At 48.2% G+C, this 19,251-nt stretch carries 18 protein-coding genes; 9 read left to right on the top strand and 9 right to left on the bottom strand.

The window, feature by feature from the left end; translation table 11 throughout:
• The first annotated feature begins 134 nt into the window (after positions 1-134).
• The 5 genes from GJR95_RS00550 (at position 135) to GJR95_RS00530 (ending at position 6,007) form a co-directional block, all read left to right on the top strand.
• Positions 135-2,810 (top strand): MGH1-like glycoside hydrolase domain-containing protein, encoded by a 2,676-nt coding sequence (locus GJR95_RS00550; protein ID WP_162384031.1) that lies wholly within the window; start codon positions 135-137, stop codon positions 2,808-2,810.
• 132 nt (positions 2,811-2,942) lie between these two features.
• Positions 2,943-3,512 carry a GNAT family N-acetyltransferase gene (locus GJR95_RS00545; protein ID WP_162384030.1) on the top strand — a complete coding sequence of 190 codons (570 nt, stop codon included), beginning with the start codon at positions 2,943-2,945 and terminating at the stop codon, positions 3,510-3,512.
• Positions 3,513-3,645: 133 nt separating this feature from the next.
• On the top strand, positions 3,646-4,194 hold the full coding sequence (locus tag GJR95_RS00540) for a Sua5/YciO/YrdC/YwlC family protein (protein WP_162384029.1): 549 nt from the start codon (positions 3,646-3,648) through the stop codon (positions 4,192-4,194).
• Between the two features lie 80 nt (positions 4,195-4,274).
• Positions 4,275-5,792: a CCA tRNA nucleotidyltransferase gene (locus GJR95_RS00535; RefSeq protein WP_162384028.1), complete on the top strand. Its 1,518-nt coding sequence runs from the start codon at positions 4,275-4,277 to the stop codon at positions 5,790-5,792.
• A gap of 8 nt (positions 5,793-5,800) precedes the next feature.
• Positions 5,801-6,007, top strand: a complete 207-nt coding sequence (locus GJR95_RS00530; RefSeq protein ID WP_162384027.1) for a hypothetical protein — start codon at positions 5,801-5,803, stop codon at positions 6,005-6,007.
• Positions 6,008-6,046: 39 nt separating this feature from the next.
• On the opposite strand, the gene GJR95_RS00525 is transcribed toward GJR95_RS00530, so the two are convergent.
• Together GJR95_RS00525 and GJR95_RS00520 are read right to left on the bottom strand one after the other, a co-directional pair.
• The gene (locus tag GJR95_RS00525; RefSeq protein ID WP_174260256.1) at positions 6,047-6,838 is read right to left on the bottom strand and encodes a M23 family metallopeptidase; all 792 of its coding nucleotides are present in this window, start codon (positions 6,836-6,838) and stop codon (positions 6,047-6,049) included.
• Between the two features lie 126 nt (positions 6,839-6,964).
• Positions 6,965-7,813, bottom strand: coding sequence for an AraC family transcriptional regulator (locus GJR95_RS00520; protein ID WP_162384025.1), 849 nt, complete (start codon positions 7,811-7,813; stop codon positions 6,965-6,967).
• A 158-nt stretch (positions 7,814-7,971) separates the two neighbouring features.
• On the opposite strand from GJR95_RS00520, the gene GJR95_RS00515 reads away from it, so the two are divergent.
• The gene (locus tag GJR95_RS00515) at positions 7,972-8,964 is read left to right on the top strand and encodes a phytanoyl-CoA dioxygenase family protein (RefSeq protein ID WP_162384024.1); all 993 of its coding nucleotides are present in this window, start codon (positions 7,972-7,974) and stop codon (positions 8,962-8,964) included.
• An 8-nt stretch (positions 8,965-8,972) separates the two neighbouring features.
• On the opposite strand, the gene porG is transcribed toward GJR95_RS00515, so the two are convergent.
• From porG to GJR95_RS00485, 6 genes are all read right to left on the bottom strand, one after another.
• Positions 8,973-9,644, bottom strand: a complete 672-nt coding sequence (gene porG / locus GJR95_RS00510) for a type IX secretion system protein PorG (protein ID WP_162384023.1) — start codon at positions 9,642-9,644, stop codon at positions 8,973-8,975.
• Positions 9,645-9,647: 3 nt separating this feature from the next.
• Complete coding sequence (locus GJR95_RS00505) at positions 9,648-10,670, bottom strand: DUF6089 family protein (RefSeq protein WP_162384022.1); 1,023 nt, start codon at positions 10,668-10,670, stop codon at positions 9,648-9,650.
• A gap of 191 nt (positions 10,671-10,861) precedes the next feature.
• Positions 10,862-11,737: an NAD kinase gene (locus tag GJR95_RS00500; protein ID WP_162384021.1), complete on the bottom strand. Its 876-nt coding sequence runs from the start codon at positions 11,735-11,737 to the stop codon at positions 10,862-10,864.
• 101 nt (positions 11,738-11,838) lie between these two features.
• Positions 11,839-12,507, bottom strand: a complete 669-nt coding sequence (locus tag GJR95_RS00495) for a CBS domain-containing protein (protein WP_162384020.1) — start codon at positions 12,505-12,507, stop codon at positions 11,839-11,841.
• 158 nt (positions 12,508-12,665) lie between these two features.
• A complete protein-coding gene (locus GJR95_RS00490) occupies positions 12,666-13,481 on the bottom strand; it encodes an alpha/beta fold hydrolase (protein WP_162384019.1) in 816 nt (271 codons plus the stop codon).
• Between the two features lie 13 nt (positions 13,482-13,494).
• On the bottom strand, positions 13,495-14,109 hold the full coding sequence (locus GJR95_RS00485) for an anthranilate synthase component II (RefSeq protein WP_162384018.1): 615 nt from the start codon (positions 14,107-14,109) through the stop codon (positions 13,495-13,497).
• A gap of 221 nt (positions 14,110-14,330) precedes the next feature.
• On the opposite strand from GJR95_RS00485, the gene GJR95_RS00480 reads away from it, so the two are divergent.
• From GJR95_RS00480 to GJR95_RS00470, 3 genes are all read left to right on the top strand, one after another.
• On the top strand, positions 14,331-15,659 hold the full coding sequence (locus GJR95_RS00480) for an NAD(P)/FAD-dependent oxidoreductase (RefSeq protein ID WP_317167041.1): 1,329 nt from the start codon (positions 14,331-14,333) through the stop codon (positions 15,657-15,659).
• Between the two features lie 102 nt (positions 15,660-15,761).
• Positions 15,762-17,255, top strand: a complete 1,494-nt coding sequence (locus GJR95_RS00475) for a flavin-containing monooxygenase (protein ID WP_162384017.1) — start codon at positions 15,762-15,764, stop codon at positions 17,253-17,255.
• Positions 17,256-17,432: 177 nt separating this feature from the next.
• Entirely contained in the window at positions 17,433-18,254 is an 822-nt protein-coding gene (locus GJR95_RS00470; RefSeq protein WP_162384016.1) for a hypothetical protein, read from the top strand.
• Between the two features lie 42 nt (positions 18,255-18,296).
• Here GJR95_RS00470 and GJR95_RS00465 read toward each other — a convergent pair whose 3' ends face one another.
• Positions 18,297-19,244, bottom strand: coding sequence for a hydrogen peroxide-inducible genes activator (locus GJR95_RS00465; RefSeq protein ID WP_162384015.1), 948 nt, complete (start codon positions 19,242-19,244; stop codon positions 18,297-18,299).
• Positions 19,245-19,251 lie beyond the last annotated feature (7 nt).

Below are 19,251 nucleotides of genomic sequence, written 5' to 3'. Positions count from 1 at the left end.
ACCTCCTAATCAAACAGTTAACTACTGAACTTAGGGTTTCTCTGTTTACTGTTTTTAATGTATCAACACAGGTTTAGCACTATTTTTGATTATCATCAATTACATAAAATTTCAAAAGCCTACCGTACAATACAATGCCGACAGCTGAACGCGAACGAATTTACGAGCGAGCCGATAATAAAGGCTGGAAAAAATGGGGACCCTACCTGTCTGACCGTGCCTGGGGTAGTGTTCGGGAAGACTATAGCCCTTACGGTGATGCCTGGAACTACGTCACGCATGATATGGCCCGCTCCCGTGCCTACCGCTGGGGGGAAGAAGGTATTGGCGGCATTTCCGACAATAAAGGCCATATCTGTTTCGCACTGGGTTTCTGGAACCATAAAGACAATATCATAAAAGAGCGATTTTTCGGCCTATCGGGTCCGGAGGGAAATCATGGCGAGGATGTGAAGGAACTGTACTATTATCTGGATAGTACGCCAACACATTCTTATATGAAAATGCTCTATAAATACCCTCAGCAGGAGTTTCCTTACAACCGGCTCGTCATCGAAACATCACGCCGGGGTCGGCAGGAACCCGAATTCGAATTGATGGATACGGGTATTTTTGACAAGGACGAGTACTTCGACATTTTCATTGAATATGCCAAAGCCGACCAGAACGACTGGTTAGTGAAAGTAACGGCCCATAACCGTTCGGCCCAGGCAGCCCCGCTCACGCTACTTCCAACCATTTGGTTTCGAAATACCTGGGCTTGGGGTTATGAACAATACAATGCCCGGCCGATGCTTAATGGTATCGGGAATAAACAAATTGAAATTAACCACAAGCAGTTAGGGAAATATAAACTCTACTGTGAAGACGCCGATGCGCTCTTATTCTGCGATAACGACACCAATACGGATCGGCTTTACGGTCGGCCCAATGTGGCCAAATATCCGAAAGATGCGATCAACAATTTTATCATATCGGGTGGCAAAAAAAGCTTTATAAATCCGAACCAGATTGGCACCAAGGCCTCGGCCCACTATGTACGTCAGGTGCCGGCGGGCGGCAGCGTCAGCATTCGCCTACGGTTTAGTGATCAAACGATTCTAAATCAGCCCTTTGCTGATTATGATGATATCTGGAACAAACGTCTGGACGAAGCCAATGCGTTTTTTGGCGACCTCCAGAAGAATGTTACCGATCCAGAGTTGCTGGCCATCCAGCGGCAGGCCTACGCGGGTATGCTCTGGAATAAGCAGTTTTATTATTACAACGTCAATGAGTGGCTTAAAGGTGATCCCAAAATGCCGGTGCCATTTCAGGGACGCGTCTACGCCCGGAACGAAAGCTGGCGGCATATGTACACGGCAAATATTTTGTCGATGCCCGACAAATGGGAGTATCCGTGGTTTGCGGCCTGGGACCTTGCCTTTCACACGCTGACGCTTGCCCGGCTCGATCCGCATTTCGCCAAACGCCAGCTGGCAGTTATTTTACGGGAGTATTACATGCATCCTAATGGGCAGATTCCGGCCTATGAATGGAATTTTAGCGATGTAAATCCACCCGTGCATGCCTGGGCTACCTGGAAAGTTTACGAAATTGACCGCGACCTCAATGGCGTTGGTGACGTAGGTTTTCTGGAACGTGTATTCCACAAATTACTCCTGAATTTCACGTGGTGGGTGAATCGAAAAGACGTAGCGGGTAACAATATTTTCGGTGGTGGCTTCCTTGGTCTGGACAACATCGGCGTATTTGACCGCTCGCAACCGCTACCAATGGGAGGCCGCATCGAACAGGCCGATGGTACGGGCTGGATGGCCATGTATACCCTGAATATGCTGCGGATCGCCTGCGAAATTTCGTTGACACGCCCGTCGTATCAGGACATGGCCAGCAAATTTTTCGAGCATTTTCTGCACATCGCATCAGCCATGAATAACCTCGGCAAGCAGAACATCAGTCTGTGGGACGAGGTCGATCAGTTTTATTACGATGTGCTCCATACGCCGGACCAGAACGCCAGACTGCTCAAAATCAGGTCGATGGTAGGATTAATTCCGTTATTTGCGGTTGAGATCCTGGACGAAGCGCTGCTGTCAAAACTCCCTGATTTCAAACGTCGGGTCGAGTGGGTTCTGACGAATCGGCCCGACCTTGCTTCGCTCATTTCGCGCTGGCATGAACCCGGAAAAGGGGAAACTCACCTCTTGAGTTTGCTGCGCGGTCACCGGATGAAAATGATCCTGAAACGGATGTTCGATGAAACCGAATTCCTGTCTGATTATGGTATCCGTGCCTTATCGAAGTACCACGAAAAAACGCCTTACCAGTTTGAACTGAACAGTGAAATTTTCCAGGTACGTTATGTTCCGGCCGAATCAGAAATGAGCATGTTCGGGGGCAATTCTAACTGGCGGGGACCAATCTGGTTTCCGGTCAACTTTCTGCTGATCGATTCGCTGTTTAAATTTTACCAATACTATGGCGATGACTTTGAAGTCGAGTACCCAACCAATTCGGGTCAGGTAATGAGCGTCAAAGAAGCGACCGTTCTGGTAGCAGAGCGGCTTATCAATATTTTCCGTCGTGGGGCCGATGGTCGTATTCCGGCCTATGGTGCCGATGAAAAGATGCAGAAAGGCAAGCATTTTGACGGACTATATTTATTTTACGAATACTTTCACGGCGATGTTGGAGCAGGCCTTGGTGCAAATCACCAAACTGGCTGGACAGGCTTGGTTGCCGATCTGATTGAGTATTGGTATAAGTACCAGTCAGAAAGTGTAGCAGCGGTTAGCGCCGGGAAATAGTCTTCAGTGGGCAGTTTTCAGTAGGCAGTGGGCGGTTAGTGGTCTAAACAGTTTACATTTCTTAGGTCGCAGGCTGTCTACTGAAAACTGCCTACCTCCTACTGCCCACTCCTCCAAACTTTTCGCGTCACCATGTCTCCAATTAGCACACCTCGCTTAACCTTGTTACCCATTGATCTTCCGACCTACGAAGCTCTTTTTATTGGTCCGCCTGAACTTAGTCAACATCTGTCCATTCGCGTACCCGATGTACTCAGCGAATTCGGGATGGATATATTCGACTATACCCAGGCGAAGTTGATTGAGGATCATAAACAGGGTCCCTGGTGGCTTTATTTTTTCATTCATCGTGCTGATAATGCGCTGATCGGCGTAGGCGGCTATAAAGGAATGCCCGACGAGACGGGCATGGTTGAAATTGGCTATGAAATCTATCCTGACTACCGGGGACAGGGATTAGCTACTGAAACTGCTCAGGGCCTTATTAACCGAGCATTCGAATACCCGGAAGTAATGCTGGTAAAAGCCCATACGCTCGCCGAAATGAGTGCCTCCGTACGGGTGCTGGAAAAATGTGGTATGGTATTCAACGATGCCTTCGACGACCCAAACGATGGCCCTGTCTGGCAGTGGCAGGTTAAACGATCGTATCTAAATCGTCTCGTTGTCGCTTCTCCCCCGACAAAGTCATCGCAGCCATAAACATCTTAAATTGCCGGGTGAGTTGAGTCAAAAGCGGGTTTCCCCAACGATATAATCAAGTTTAAACGCCCCTCAGCGAAAGTTCATAACCGTGTTTTTATAAACTTGCCGTATTTTTGTGGATTCATCCGTCATGACCACAAGTATCCGCGATATCGCTTACCAACTCCGGCAGGGGCAGTTTATTGCTCTTGCCGACGAAACGGGCTGGTCTGTTGCTACAGATCCGACCAATGATGCTTCCGTTGAGCAATTGCTTACGCTTCAGGCACTTATGCCCGCCGGTGTGTATCCAACCGTTGTCATTCAGAACGCCGATCAATTGGGATTGTACGTGGCGAAATTGCCCGATATAGCGTATGATCTGGTTGAGTTTGCCGAAAATCCATTGACAGTGGTTTATGAACAGGGAAAGAATGTATCCGCCAACTTGTGGCCGTCGTCAATAACGCCCTTTTCGGCAGGTGAAATTGCGGTTCGGCGAACATTAAGTGCCGATGTTCAACGCCTGATTGGCGGGTTCGGTCGCGGTCTGTTAACGCTTCCGCTCGAATCACTAACTATTCCTCCGAAAGCCATAGAGGTTATTAAAGAGCGATTTGGCGTATTACCAGCCATGCCCCGTCGACCACGCATTATGCGACTGGGCGTTGGAGGAGAGGTAAGTTTTATTAGAAAGTAGGTTAGGTTTTCAGGATAACGTTTTGGCAGCCCATAGTTACAGCTGACTGCACCATAAACCGAAAGCCACAGACCAGTATTATGAATTTCAGCGACACACTACATAAAAACCCAGTTTTTGACATCATCGCCCGTGAAGCCGGCAATCTCGGCGTTCAGGCTTATGTCATTGGTGGGTTCGTACGCGACCTGATTCTACAACGGCCATCGAAAGATATTGATGTTGTCTGTATCGGAAGCGGCATTGCACTGGCCGAAGCCGTTGGAAAAACCCTTCGCACAAAAGTTTCGGTATTCCCCAATTTTGGTACAGCGATGCTCCGAACGGCCCCTGATCAGAACCGCGACGGTGGAGCCGATTGGGAAGTCGAATTCGTGGGGGCCCGTAAAGAATCGTATCGTAGCGAATCGCGCAAGCCGATCGTGGAAGATGGCACGCTCGAAGATGATCAGAATCGCCGGGATTTTACGATCAATGCCATGGGTATCAGCCTGAATCCGAACAATTTCGGCGAACTGATCGACCCATTCGATGGTCTGAAAGACCTCAAACGCAAGGTTATTCGAACACCGCTCGACCCCGACATTACGTTCTCCGACGACCCGCTGCGGATGATGCGCGCCATCCGATTTGCGGCCCAGTTGAACTTCGATATAGAACCCGATACGTTCGATGCCATTGTGCGCATGAACGAGCGAATCAGCATTGTTTCGCGCGAGCGGGTGACCGATGAGTTGAATAAAATCGTTCTGGCTCCTACACCATCTTATGGATTCAAGCTACTGTATCATGCTGGGTTACTGGATCGGATTTTCCCTGAACTGATCGCGTTGAAGGGCGTTGAAACCATTGAGGGTAAAGGTCATAAGGACAATTTTTACCACACGCTGCAAGTGCTCGATAACATCGCCAACCGGACCGATAGATCTCAGATATTGAGCGATAATGAACTTTGGCTTCGCTGGTCTGCTCTGTTACACGACATTGCCAAACCCGCTACCAAACGCTTTGATCCCAAAGTCGGCTGGACATTTCATGGTCATGAGGATTTGGGAGCCCGGTGGGTTCCGGGAATCTTCCGAACCATGAAACTACCACTCAATGAGCATATGCGTTATGTGCAGAAGCTCGTGCGGCTGCATTTACGCCCAATTGCGCTGACGAAAGAGCAGATTACAGACTCTGCCCTTCGCCGACTTCTGGTGGATGCGGGTGACGATCTGGATGGGCTCATGGCGCTTTGCCGCGCCGATATTACGTCAAAAAATTACGAGAAGGTCCAGAAACACTTACGCAATTTCGATAAGGTTGAGCGGAAGCTGCACGATCTTGAGGAACGCGATAAACTGCGTAGCTTTCAGCCAGTTATTACGGGCGAACTGATCATGGAAACGTTTAACCTTCCGCCATCCAAAGAGGTGGGTGAGATCAAAACCATCATTCGGGAGGCTATTCTGGATGGTGTGGTACCAAATAATCTCGAATCGGCTTTCCCGCTACTGATTGAAGAAGGTCGTAAACGTGGATTTACTGCGGTGAAAACCCTGTCGGAGTTAAAGCTTAGTATCGTATCAACTGAAGATGATAAATCTGTATAACTGAACCAATGGAGAACCGAACTAATTTCCGCCGTTTCTTTGGCGCATCACTCACTATTCTGGGCGTTGTCGTTATTCTTTTTGCTTTGATTGCCTTTCTATCTAACAATAAACCCGTTTTAGGCCTTAGCGTCTCAAAAGGAGAATCAGCCGCTCCATTCATTGTCGGCATGATTTTTCTGATTACAGGCGTGAATCTGGTACGGGAATCGTAGTCTCCAGTCGGCAGTTCCAGTACCTCAGTGATAAAGCGCTTACTTAGACAATTGTGCCATTAAGAGCCACTGATAGGTATCTAAGGGTTGTGGTAATCCATTCGGCTGAATCTGAAGATACATCAGGTGCAGGTGCGTTGGCGATCGGGTTTTATAGGCATTAAAGCCCGATCGGCCCATTTCAGCGAGCTTCTGCCCAGCTTTTACCCACTGCCCCGGCGATACATCGACCTGGTTGTTGTGGGCGTAATAGAATAAGCCATTTAAAATGGGGTCATAAACCCAGATCCAGTTCCCTCCCCTATAATCGGAGCCGGGGTGCCAGTCAGTTTCGATAGCCAGTACCAATCCACTCGTCATGGCCAGAATATCGACCGGCTGTCCGGTCCTATCGTCGTTCGTGTCCTGATTACGATCAACAATGAAAATATCCTGCGCCGGATGGCTTCCGCGCACATTGTAATCGAAAAGATCGAAGCCATTCCCTCGATAACCCTCCCCACGAGAGCCGCCAATTGCGCTCTTTGTATAGCCTCGAATCGGAAACGAAAAATAAGTACCCGTCCTTAGCAGACTATCTCGCTGCAGGCTGTCGGAAGGAATGGTTTCTGAGCTAAGGAACCGCTCCTGCAATCCTTTCATTATTGCACTAAATTCTAACCGGGCCGAGTCAGGCGTTACGGCCTGCTCCCGGATTTTTGTATACAGCGTCTGGTATTGCTGGCAATAGTCGTAGAGGGTAGGGTCGCTCGAATTGCCGGTAACTACCTGCGACGACGCTACGTTGATTCCTCCTACCAGCACAGCCGCCATCAAACCTGCTACCCGCATGAACGAAGTTATATCAATCTTCACTAACTCATTTTTTCAGTTACGCCCCCAAAAATACGCAAAGTCAGCCTTATGCGTATCGCTTACTTTCATGAACAGGAAGAGGTCATGGATAAACCGTCTATTCTAGTGAGTCAAGTGCCTTTTTTTAAACCGCATTGGGTTTTCGCCGGTCACCTTTTTAAACGTTTTATTAAAGTACGATACGCTCTCGAAACCGCTGGCGAAACAGGCTTCTGTCACATTATGATCAAGTAATAGCAATTTTTGGGCCTGATTGACACGATATTGATTCAGAAACTGAGTGAACGTTAATCGGGTCATTTTTTTGAAGTAGCGACAAAAAGCGGCTTCCGTCAGATTCACGAGTGCGGCCATCTCCTCAATATCAATCTTGCGCTGAAAATTCTCGTCGATGTACTGGTGAACGCGCCTGAGCCGCTGTTGCTCTTTAAGATTGTATTGGTTTTCGACCGGCTTTTCATTCAGTAATGTCATTTCATTGCTGGTGGCCAGGCGTTGAATTAAGTTTATTAGCGTCATTAAACGCTCAAAATGCGATAGATTGGCTAATTTCTCCAGTTGCTCACCCACGATACGTTTCGTTTCGCCATAGAATGAAACGCCGTTTCGAGCCAGTTTAAACAGTCGGGCAATGTCCGAAAACTCAGGGATTTCAAGAAACTGCTCGCCCAGAAAATCCTCCTTCATCTGCACAACTACCTTTCGATGATCCGTTTTAACACCATAATCAAAATTCAGGTGCGGAATGTTGGGGCCAATAAACACCAGATCGCTGCCCTCATACCGGGAAATATGATCGCCCACGTGCCGATTACCGCTGGCTCCCGTGATGTACACGATTTCATACTCCGGATGATAATGCCATAAGAAAACATCACTCAGATGGGGAGTCAGCAGGATATGAAATGAACTGTTTGTATCAGGATTGATTTCTTCGAGCTTAACTTTCATAGCAACGCCTATTTTGTTCTAAACTATACTCTTCCCCTAGTCAATAACAAATTTAGAACAATATAATACAAAAAATGGCCATCATGGGAGTAGAAAACGGGCTACATGAAGGGCTAATTTTGTCTTATCAGATACACGCGAAACCTTACGATAAAGACATGGAAACCCAACAGACAATGGCCCCAACGGCAGCGCCTGCCACCATGATTGCCGATAATGCCCATAAAGACATTCCCGGCAATCCATCGACAGCCACAAGCAGTAAAATTAAACTGAACGACCGCTCCGGTGCCGGTAAATCCCTGCGCGTTCTGTCTGAAGCCGACTGGCAGTTCTGGATCGAAAATGGTTATATCATCATCAGGCAGGCGGTACCCAAAGAAAACGCAGAACGACTGGCTAAACTCTTATGGGAATTTGAAGAGAAAGATCCCAATAACCCGGAAACGTGGTATGCGCCCGCACGCGCCGAAATGAAAATGAAAGAGCTGACCAATAGCGGTATGGTTGAGCTTTATAATCATCAATATGAATGGGATAATCGCCAGTACCCGCGAGTTTATGACGCCTTCGTCGATATCTGGGGCACGGAAAAATTATGGGTAACAATTGATCGGGCCAACCTGAACTTCCCAGTCCGGCCAGGTCACGAGTTTAAAGGGTTTATCCACTGGGATTACGATCCGGAAACCCGGCCACAAAATGTGCAGGGCGTATTGGCGCTGGCCGATCAGACCGATGAGAATATGGGGGGATTCCAGTGCATTCCGGAGCTCTATCGAACCTACGATACCTGGAAACAAACGCAACCCACCGACCGCGATCGTTTTAAACCGGACACTACAGGTTTCGCACTGGTCAAAGTTAAAATGGAAGCTGGCGATCTATTGATTTTTAACAGTACGCAACCTCATGGTATCCGCCCGAATTTATCAACGGATAAAGTTCGCATAGCCCAGTATATTTCGATGATGCCTGCCCAGGAAGACAATGAAGCACTACGTCAATGGCGCATTAATTCCTGGCGCAACCGCCAGGCTCCAGAAGGTTACGCATTCCCCGGAGACCCGCGCAATTGGGAAAAGGATCGCTACCAAACTGCCGAATTAACCGAACTGGGACAAAAATTATTGGGACTAAGAAACTGGTGATGAGAAAATTAAGGGCAAACAATTTTATAGAATGTATAGCTAACTGTAATGGCGGTGTAGGTATAACTATCATTTAGAGCAGGATTACCCTGAGCTAGTTTACTGGTTGTCACCCCATAGGTTCGTTCGCCTAAGCCATCGAGGTAATCGTTGTTTGTAAATCGCGTCCCGAACTCAAGTCCAACGCTCCAGGGACGTTTGATTTCATACTTGACACCAATACCAAGCGGGAAATTTAAAAGCGCGCGGGCTTTAACAACCGGGTTCGTATAGCTATAGAGCCCCAGCCCACCAAAAACATAAGGTGTCCAGTTTTTAGCTTTGGGCAACGGCTTATAATTCAGGAAATTATATTCCAGATCAATGGTTGCTTCGCTGCTTGTACTCCTGAACGAATAGTTACGGGCCTGCTGATACGGGTCTTTGCTGTAATGATCTTCGGCCTGGAAACTGCCGATCGCTACTCCTGCCCGCATTGAAAACGATCGGGATACGTTATACCGAAAAAACAGACTCGCAGCCGGACGATAAAAGCGCGGATTCAGGTGCGGTGATACATCGCCCTTATAGAGCATACCACCCAGGCCACCACCAACCTCAATTTTCTGGGCCTGAACGCTGTAACTGATAAAAAGCCCGGCTACAACCAGCCGGGCTATATGAATTTGTCGTTTGCTCACAGCCTACTTAATGGGCGGGCATTTAATCTTGCCCGGAATGATGTAGTGAATCTGGAAACTCGTTAATATATATCCATCCTTCAAAAAACCAAGGATACTACCAGGCGCTCCGCGAACCGGCGTTTGCAAGGCCGATAACACATCGGCCTGGCTTTGTCCGCCAGCGTTAAAGAGGTCTTTCAGTACAGCATACCGATCAGGCGGATTTTTATAGCGAGAATCAAATTGCTGTTGTCGGCGATCGGCCATTTTAGATGCAACCCCCGTTAAAACAGCGGGATCAGCATAAGGACCGCCTACATCATCAAGGTAGTCGGTAAAGGTGTACCGATACCCTATTTCAAAGCCAAGGTTAAAGTTTTCGTTTAAGCGGTAGCGTAACCCAAAACCGACAGGAATTGCTGCCGTAACGAGCGAATAAGGCTTATCATAACCAGGCTGGCCCTGGCCTTCCGTGTGCAGGGGCTGTAATTTAACCCACTTCTGCGGTTCATATTCACCGGCATCGGTTCCGGCTGGTGTTCGTGCTTCGGGACTATGTGCCAGCAGGGCAATTCCACCAAAAATATACGGGGTAAATTTAGCCCGAACGTTCGAGTTGCGCCCGTCTGCTACGAAGTTATAGATTCCGGTGATGGCAAACTCCTTTAGATCGTTACGAAAATGCAGGTTCCGGGTATACTGAACCAGGCTTTCAGTGCTCTTGTTGATGTTCCCCTTATTGAATGTATAATCATCACCAGCAATCCGTGCCCATGTAAATGCAGCCCGCGCAGCAAAATGGGGCGTAAACTGACGCGTGTAGCCAAGTCCTACATTCCAGCGAGGCATGATGTAGGTTGCCTTGATAAATTGCCGATAGCCAGCCAAATCGCCGTAGTAATGGGAAGAACCTACACCAAAACTAACCGACGAATAAGGTGCAAATTGGGTGTTAGGCCGACGCTGGGCCTGACTGTCTGACGAGTTGCCAAGTAAAAATAGACTTGCCAGAGCACCCGCTGTCAGATAATGATATCGCTTCATGTGGTTAAGTTTCGTGAATCAACCGGGTTGGCCCGAAGGTCAGCCATTTCCGAAACGGCTATCACACCGGTTTTATTGGGAAATGCGACCGAAAAATATATTATGGATTAGCAAAGAGAGTGCCAAGAAAACGCAAAGCAGGCTGTAAAGTGCTGTTTATTGCTACTTTATCCTAAATTGGACCATTCCCTCTAATTTCTGATATCCCAGCCCCAGTTCAATTTGCTGCGAAGTGTATTCAGAAAATTATCGTCGCTAAGTTTAACGAGACGAGCTTTGAACGCTTCCTTCTGTACGCTGATACGGGCCGACACCTCAACCGTAAATGAGCGGGAATCCAGAGCCGCCAGAAAGTTTCCACTTCGGCTTTCTACTTCAAATGCCAGCTGGCAGCTGTCCATCACAATCATAGGCCGAACGTTGAGGTTGTGCGGGCTAATGGGCGTAATGATGAAATTGTTAGTTTGGGGAAGAAGTACAGGACCTCCACAGCTAAGCGAATAGCCCGTTGAACCCGAAGGCGTTGACACGATCAAACCATCAGCCCAATAGGAATTTAAAAATTCACCATCCAGATACGTATGAACTGTGATCATGGACGATGTTTGTGTACGTGTAATCGTGAAATCATTCAGGCCGAACGGCAATCCGCCAAAAATATCGGGATTTGAGCGGACACCTACTAGAGCGCGCTCATCGATACTATACTGTTCATTAAACAACGCATCGATCATTAGTCGAATCGAGGACGGAGCCACGGTAGCCAGAAAGCCCAATCGCCCTATGTTAATGCCAACAATTGGTATCTGATGAGGCCCCACATGCGTAACAGCGTCCAGAAGCGTTCCGTCGCCCCCTAAACTGAAAATAAAGTCGACATCGGCAATGCCCTCGTCGGTCTGATAAACGGCTTCACTATTGTGAGACACAGCTGCGCCGTCTAAGAATTCGCGGTAAACCTGGGAGAGAACAACTTCGACCTGGCGTTTAGCCAGTTCGTCAAACATGGACTGAATATACGGCCGGGCTTTTTCGGGAAAGTTGCGTCCGTGAATGGCGATTTTCATGAAAAAAAGTTTTCACCGGGTCGCCGGTGCGGTCTTCTGTCTTCAGTTTTCAATAGTTGAGTAGCTTACAACCAGAAACCGAAAACTGAAAACTTTAAAACCTATGTATTGAGATAGCGTAGCAGCGAATCGAGCCGCTCCTGATCAATGCTTTCAACGGGTGCATTGGCAAAAGCCGCTTCGATTTGATAGCCAAATCGTTCGAGCGTTGATATAACCGGTGTGATATCCCGGCGGTTTAATTTGAGGGTCAGTCGGGAACGGTCGGGCATACCATACGCTGCACTTGAAAAATAGCTGCTTATGATTTTAACATTGTTCGACTCTACCAACCGACTAATTTCAGCCATCGAGTAATCACGCTCATTGAGGCTCAGAATAAGGATGGCACCTGCCTCCTGAACACCAAGTTCCTGTGCAAACTGTTTCAGCAATTCATTGGCAGAGATCGTCCCCGAAAATTCACGGCCTTCGTTCAAAACGGCCACCACATCCATTCGATTTTGAAGGATTAGCCCCATAATCTCAAACAGATGCTGATCTTCATAAACGTATATCTGCTCAAACAGGCGCATGACATTGCTTAATGGCTGATCGCCATCGGGAATATCCATTAATAACTCTTCACTAACCACGCCCCGGTAATCACCCTGGTCGATCAGTACGAGTTGCCCGATACGGTGCTCCTGCATCCAATCCAGCGCCTGCCCGACAGAATCGGTCGGTTTCAGGGCTGGAAGCATCGGGTCTATGAGTTCGGCAGCCAGCATACGAATTGGAATTAAAAGAAACTGTGTGGCAGAAAACTACGGAAATTATACCATAGTTTCCAAAACTTAGTAAAAAACAGTTTTGCAGGGTCGGCAGGAATCAGATCGTTATCAGATTTTAGTGTATTATTCCAAGCGAAAACGGATTTCGGGCCGTTTTATTGAAAACTACCCACTGTCTGCTCCCGATTGCCAACCAGCATTTGTTCATCAACAACCGGATGCCTTTCGAGCCAATTGTTCAGCAGTTCATTGAACCGGTCGGGATGCTCCATCATAGGGGCATGACAGCACTTGTCAATAAAATGCAGTTCAGAATTGGCAATCAACCGGTTAAATTCATAACCAACTTCAGCCGGTGTTATCGTATCGTTCAGCCCCCAGACCAGCAACGTTGGCACGTTGATTTTGTATAAATCTTTAGCCACATTATTCCGCTGTGCCGACTTGGCAATTCCAACAATGCTCATGCATTTAGGAATACTGCTCGTGATCTCGAATACTTCATCGACCAGATCTTTCGACGCCACTTTTGGATCGTAGAACGTGTAGGCCACGCGCTCAGAAATATAGTCGTAGCTACCACGTTTAGGAAACGACCCGCCCATGCCATTCTCAAACAAACCCGAACTTCCGGTAAGAACTAACCTTTGCACCTGATCGGGATGCTTGAAACTGTACAGCAATGCAAGGTGACCTCCCAGCGAATTACCGAGCAGGGTCAGGTCGGTCAACTGTTTATGGGCCAAAAATTTCTCAATAAATGCCACCAGGCCTTCGAGGCTGGCTTCGCGCATGGGCATTTCATAGATCGGCATCAGCGGAATAACCACCCTGTATCGGTCGGCAAAACCCTGAATGACGCCATCCCAGTTACTTAGAGCACCAAATAGGCCGTGTAATAACAACAATACATCACCCTGGCCTTCGTCTACGTAGCGGAAGCCCGCTTCCTCCCGAATCTGATAGTTCATACAATAGCCCTAATTAATGCAGTAACCCGAACATGGCCGACTTTTCCTGCTGTACCGTACTAAATTTTAAAAAATTAATCCAATTTGACAAAATTGGCACTCCAAATTCTGTTAAAGCCGCTTCCGGATGGAACTGAACTCCCCATACTGGCAACGTCCGATGCCGCATTGCCATTACTTCCTGTTCCTCCGTTACAGCCGTACTAACGAGCGTATCAGGCAAATCGAGGAGGAGCAGTGAGTGATAGCGGGTCACATCAAATTGCCGGGGTAAATTCCGAAACAACTGATCATCAGCCTGCACCCGAATGCGTGAAACTTTACCATGCATGGGTCGGGAAGCCGGGGCCAGGGTAGCTCCGAAAAATTCACCGATAGCCTGATGCCCAAGGCAAACCCCCAACATAGGCACCTGCTGGTAATAGTGTTCAATCACCTCCATCAGTCGACCCGCTTGCCGGGGTATTCCCGGACCAGGCGACAGCACAATACCCTCTACCGACCGCTTCGTAAGCCTACTCATCGATTCGTTGTTACGCATAACATGACAGTTGGCTCCTGCCTGATGCAGATAGTCTACCAGGGTGTACGTAAACGAATCGAAATTATCGACTACTAACAGATTCATACCCATATAACACAATCTGTTGCGACAAAATTAATAGTTTCTAAAAAAAAGCATCAACCCATTTTTAGTAGTATCTGATTATCAGAATATTATTTTTTTATTATCTTTAAATTATTCTATATATCTAAAAAAAATACCAGACAATTCGTACCAACTACACACGATAGGTCGGTGGAAAGGCTAATTTTGGGCTTTATTCAACACACAAGAACCTGTTCTATATGCCTACGAATTTGCCTGATCAGTCATTAGCCAATCCGGTGGGCTCGCCCGGCATGGATGCGCCTGGCGTGGAATCGCCGGTTGTTATTATTGGAGCAGGAATCGCCGGTCTTAGCTGCGCCGTTTATCTCAAACAAGCGGGTATTAAAGCACTGGTAGTCGAAGCGACTGATGGCGTAGGCGGTCGTGTTCGAACGGATGTTGTTGATGGATTTCGGCTCGACAGAGGGTTTCAGATTTTATTAACTGCTTATCCGGAAGCCCAGCGTCTTCTCAACTACGATGACCTCGACCTGAAACCATTCCGGTCAGGTGCGCTCATTCGGCATCAGAGCGAATGGCTTACGCTGCTGAATCCGTTTCAGGAGCCGCTATCAGCCTTTCGAACACTCGCATCGTCCGTCGGAACAGTCGGCGATAAACTACGTATTGTCGACTTGATACGCCGGACTCAGGCGATTTCTATAAGTGAACTATTCCAGCAGACGCCGACGACTACGCTGGCTTTTTTGAAGGAAACGGGCTTTTCGGATCAAATCATTGAGCGATTTTTCCGGCCATTTTTTGGTGGTGTTTTTCTGGAAGATGGGCTCACCACATCAAGCAATTTTTTCGAGTTTTGCTTCCGTATGTTTTTTACGGGCGATGGGGCCATACCGGCACAAGGTATCGGTGCTATTCCGAACCAGTTGGCAACTCGTTTATCGCCAGACCAGATTAAGCTCAATAGCCCCGTGGCACGCATTGACGGCAATTCGGTTCATTTAACCAATGGCAATACCCTCAAAGCTGGTGTTGTTGTGCTGGCGGTTGATGCCGCTCAGGCTGCCGCCTTGCTGAATCGCCCTGCCCCTTCCGAACAATCGTTTAACCAGACAACCTGTACCTACTTCGCGACGGGCTCGGATCTTTCAGGCGTATCAAAACAGAAATTACTGGTATTAAATACTGATCGAAGCTTGGTGGTTCATAATCTGGCTATTCTGAGCGATGTGTCGCCGGAGTATGCACCGGCAGGACAAACGCTCGTTTCGGTCAGCACACAGGGTATCGAAACGGTAAATGCAACCGCGTTGACCGAACAGGTACGGACAGAACTGACGGGTTGGTTTGGTGACGATGTAAAATCCTGGAAGCATTTGCGAACCTATCATATTCCGCAGGCCTTGCCCAGCTACCCAGCTGATCGGGCTGGTACAGACGCGATTCACGAGTTACTGAAATTGGGCGAGAACCTCTATCAATGCGGTGATCAAACTACGTATCCATCCCTGAATGCGACCATACAAACAGGCCGTCTTGTGGCAGAAATGATCCGAAAACAGTAACCAGCGTTCAGGCATTTTGAGCCTGACTATCAATTAACATTCGTATAAGCGATAACTACTGACGTAGTGTTTCTGCATCAGCAGTTGTATTGACAAAAACCTATGAAAGCAGACATTGACGTGGCGATAATCGGCGCAGGTTTTGCCGGAATTGCTGCGGCCATTCGGCTAAAAGAACGTGGTAACACATCCTTTGTACTTTTCGAACGGGCTGGTCAGGTAGGTGGAACCTGGCGCGACAACATCTATCCGGGTTGTGCCTGCGATATTCCTTCACCACTTTACTCATTATCGTTCTCACCAAACCCAAACTGGTCACGAACCTATTCAACCCAACCCGAAATCCTGACCTATCTCAACGATGTGGTTGGACGTTATGGGCTGAATTCCCAGATTCAGTATAACACGGAAATCAACCGCACCGAATTTTCATCCTCAACCGGCCTCTGGACACTTACCAGTAAGACGGGTCAATCAACTACAGCCCGTGTCGTTATCATCGCCGTTGGCCCCCTTAACCGACCCAGTTATCCAAAACTGAACGGATTGGATACGTTTATGGGCAAAACATTTCATTCGTCTAAATGGGATGCTACCTACGATCTCACCAACAAACGGGTTGCGGTAATTGGTACGGGCGCAAGCGCCATTCAGTTCATCCCAAAAATGGCTCCTCAGGTAAAGCACCTTACTGTTTTTCAGCGAACAGCACCTTACGTATCCGCACGAAATGACCGGGCAGTGTCAACGGTTGAGCAGCAAATTTTCCGGCAGTTTCCCATCGTGCAGAAAGCCTATCGCTCGATGATTTATTGGCTCAACGAGGTCCAGGGCTTCGCTTTTTTAGGCAATAAAACCTTTAATAAAATTGGCACGAAACGGGCGTTAAATCATCTCAAAAAATCGATAAACGATCCTGTACTCCGACGAAAGTTAACGCCTGACTATACATTAGGCTGTAAGCGTGTTCTGATCTCGGACGACTATTACCCAGCCCTTAATCGCCCGAATGTTGAGCTGGTGACGGATGGGATTGCAACGGTTAAACCAAATTCGATTGTCGATAAATCCGGCCATGAGCATCCTGTCGATGCAATTATTTTCGGGACTGGGTTTGTCGTCGGCGGTGTAATCGGCACGATGACGATTACAGGTCGTTATGGTCAGAATCTCTTCGATGACTGGTTAACGAAAGGAGCCGAAGCCCATTACGGAATCACTAGTTCAGGTTATCCAAACCTACTGTTTATGGTTGGTCCAAACACGGGCTTAGGCCATAATTCGATTATTCACATGATTGAGTCGCAGGTGAACTATGTGCTCGACTACCTGAACCTGCTCGACAAAGCTGGTGAGGGGGCTTATCTGGATGTTAAGCCAGAAGCTCAGCAACGCTACAATGACACGATCCAGCAGAAATTGGCGGACACTGTTTGGGCATCGGGGTGCCAGAGTTACTACCTCGACTCTAAAGGAAAAAACACGACGATCTGGCCAGCGTTGACCGCAACTTATCGGAAAGCCACCCGGCAGGCCAATCCGGCAGACTACGACGTTGTTTTCAGCAAGCAGTCTTCGCCGGCTGTACCTTGTTAATCTCCTTACGAAAATGCAGCATAAGGGCGAAACAATTATCTTCTTACGGTTCTAAAACGGCACACGTGTTATAGCCTGTCGTTGCTTGATATTAACGGGCAACTCTAGGAAAAATCCCGGCTTCAAGCGTACTTCGTAAACCAACAAGCGATCACCTGGCTTTGTTGATTTTTAGTCATGCGTGGAAATGTGTTGCTCCGTTATACCCTGCCGTTGCTGATTGCCCTGCCGATTGGTTTCCTGATTCTCTACCCGCAGTTGGTTCGGTGTTTGCGCGTGAGCCAGTCAACTGATTTTCAGACATTAGCGGGCATGAATACGGTCTACATCAGCCAGACGGCAACGCCAAAACAGCACGCGCAACTCCGTCGAAATGTTCAGCATGCCTATGATCGTATCCGGCGATTCTGGGGAGGTCGACGGGGCCAGGCTATCCTCATTTACTGCCCAACTCAGGACGAATACGAACAGTATTGCATTGGCGGAGAAGGGGCCGGGTGCAGCCTTGGCATGCCCTGGGGCGACTCTTACCTTGTGTTGGGACCAGATGGAAACAATACCGATGTGATTGCTCACGAACTCTGTCATGACGAATTATTTGCGCGTCTGGGATGGTGGCGAGTCAAACGACAGATTCCCCAATGGTTCAATGAGGGGCTGGCCTTAATGGTCGATTACCGCTTCAGTCACCCAGCCGTTTGGGAGCGATCGACTGATTGGCAACGTGACTCTACCTATGTGGGCGACGAGCCTCTGAAGTCATTTCCGGGCCAGCCCATGCTTAAACTCTCAGATCTGGAAACCACCCGTGACTTTTTCGGGGGCGATTATCACAAAGTCATGCAGGCGTACCAGATAGCCGCTGAAGAAGTAGCCCGGTGGCTCACTTTGGTAGGGCAACCGGGGGTTCCGGCACTAGCCAATGCACTGGCCAACGGTGACGATTTCAGACAGGCCTACCAGCAGTTAGAACGAGAGAAACGAAGAAGTGGGCGGTAGCCAATAGTCAGTCGCCAGGATGCAGTTGATGCCGAAGACCGACTACGACTTGCTCAGTACGTCAACAACCTTTCCTGCTGTTGTTTCGTCTAACAGTTCATGCGGCAAATGGGCCATGATCTCATGTTTCAAGGCATTTATAAGTTTACGCTTCAGGAAACTACGGTGCATCACTAAACTTACTTCGCGTACGGGTTGAGGAGCACTGAACGGCCGAATACGTGCCCGACGGGTTTCATCCATATCGAACGTGGCCAGGTAGGGTAACAGCGTAAACCCGTCCTGCTTGTCAATCAGTTTGATGAGTGTCTCAAGGGAGCCCGTTTCATAGCGTAAGGCGGTTCCGTTTGCTTTCCGGTCGGCTCCACAAAGGTTCATTACCTGATTGCGGAAGCAATGGCCTTCCGTCAACAGCCAGAGCCCATCCGTATGAAGATCCTGAGAATCAACACAGTCGGCATTGGCAAGCGAGTGCGAATCAGCAGCATAAACCACAAATGGCTCCTTGAACAATGGAATTTCGGTAATGCCATTTTCCAATAAAGGTGTTACTACCAGCCCCACATCAATAAGGCCATTCCGGAGCCGTTCGATAATCTGTTCTGTGACCAGCTCCTGAATCTGAACTGATACTGACGGGTATTTCTCAATAAATTCGCCAATAAAATAAGGCAGTAAATAGGGAGCCAGTGTAGGAATGATACCGATTCGCAGTTCGCCCTGAAAATCATTCTTCGATTCACTCACGATTTCGGGTATTCGTCGGGCGGCCCGCAATACCTCCCGCGCCTGAGCCAAAACAGCCTGCCCGGCCTCGGTTGGCACTACTGGCTGTTTCGATCGGTCAAATACCAGAATACCGAGTTCATCTTCCAGTTTCTGGATTTGCATGCTTAACGTTGGCTGGGTAACGTGGCAACTTTCAGCGGCCGTTGCAAAGTGTCGATGCGTATCAACAGCCACAATATAATCAAGTTGTGAGAGTGTCATTGGCATG

It is taken from the genome of Spirosoma endbachense (genome assembly GCF_010233585.1).
GTDB classification, from domain to species: Bacteria; Bacteroidota; Bacteroidia; order Cytophagales; family Spirosomataceae; genus Spirosoma; species Spirosoma endbachense.
Note: the sequence above shows the minus strand (reverse complement) of the source record. Positions and strands in the feature narration are given on the sequence as shown.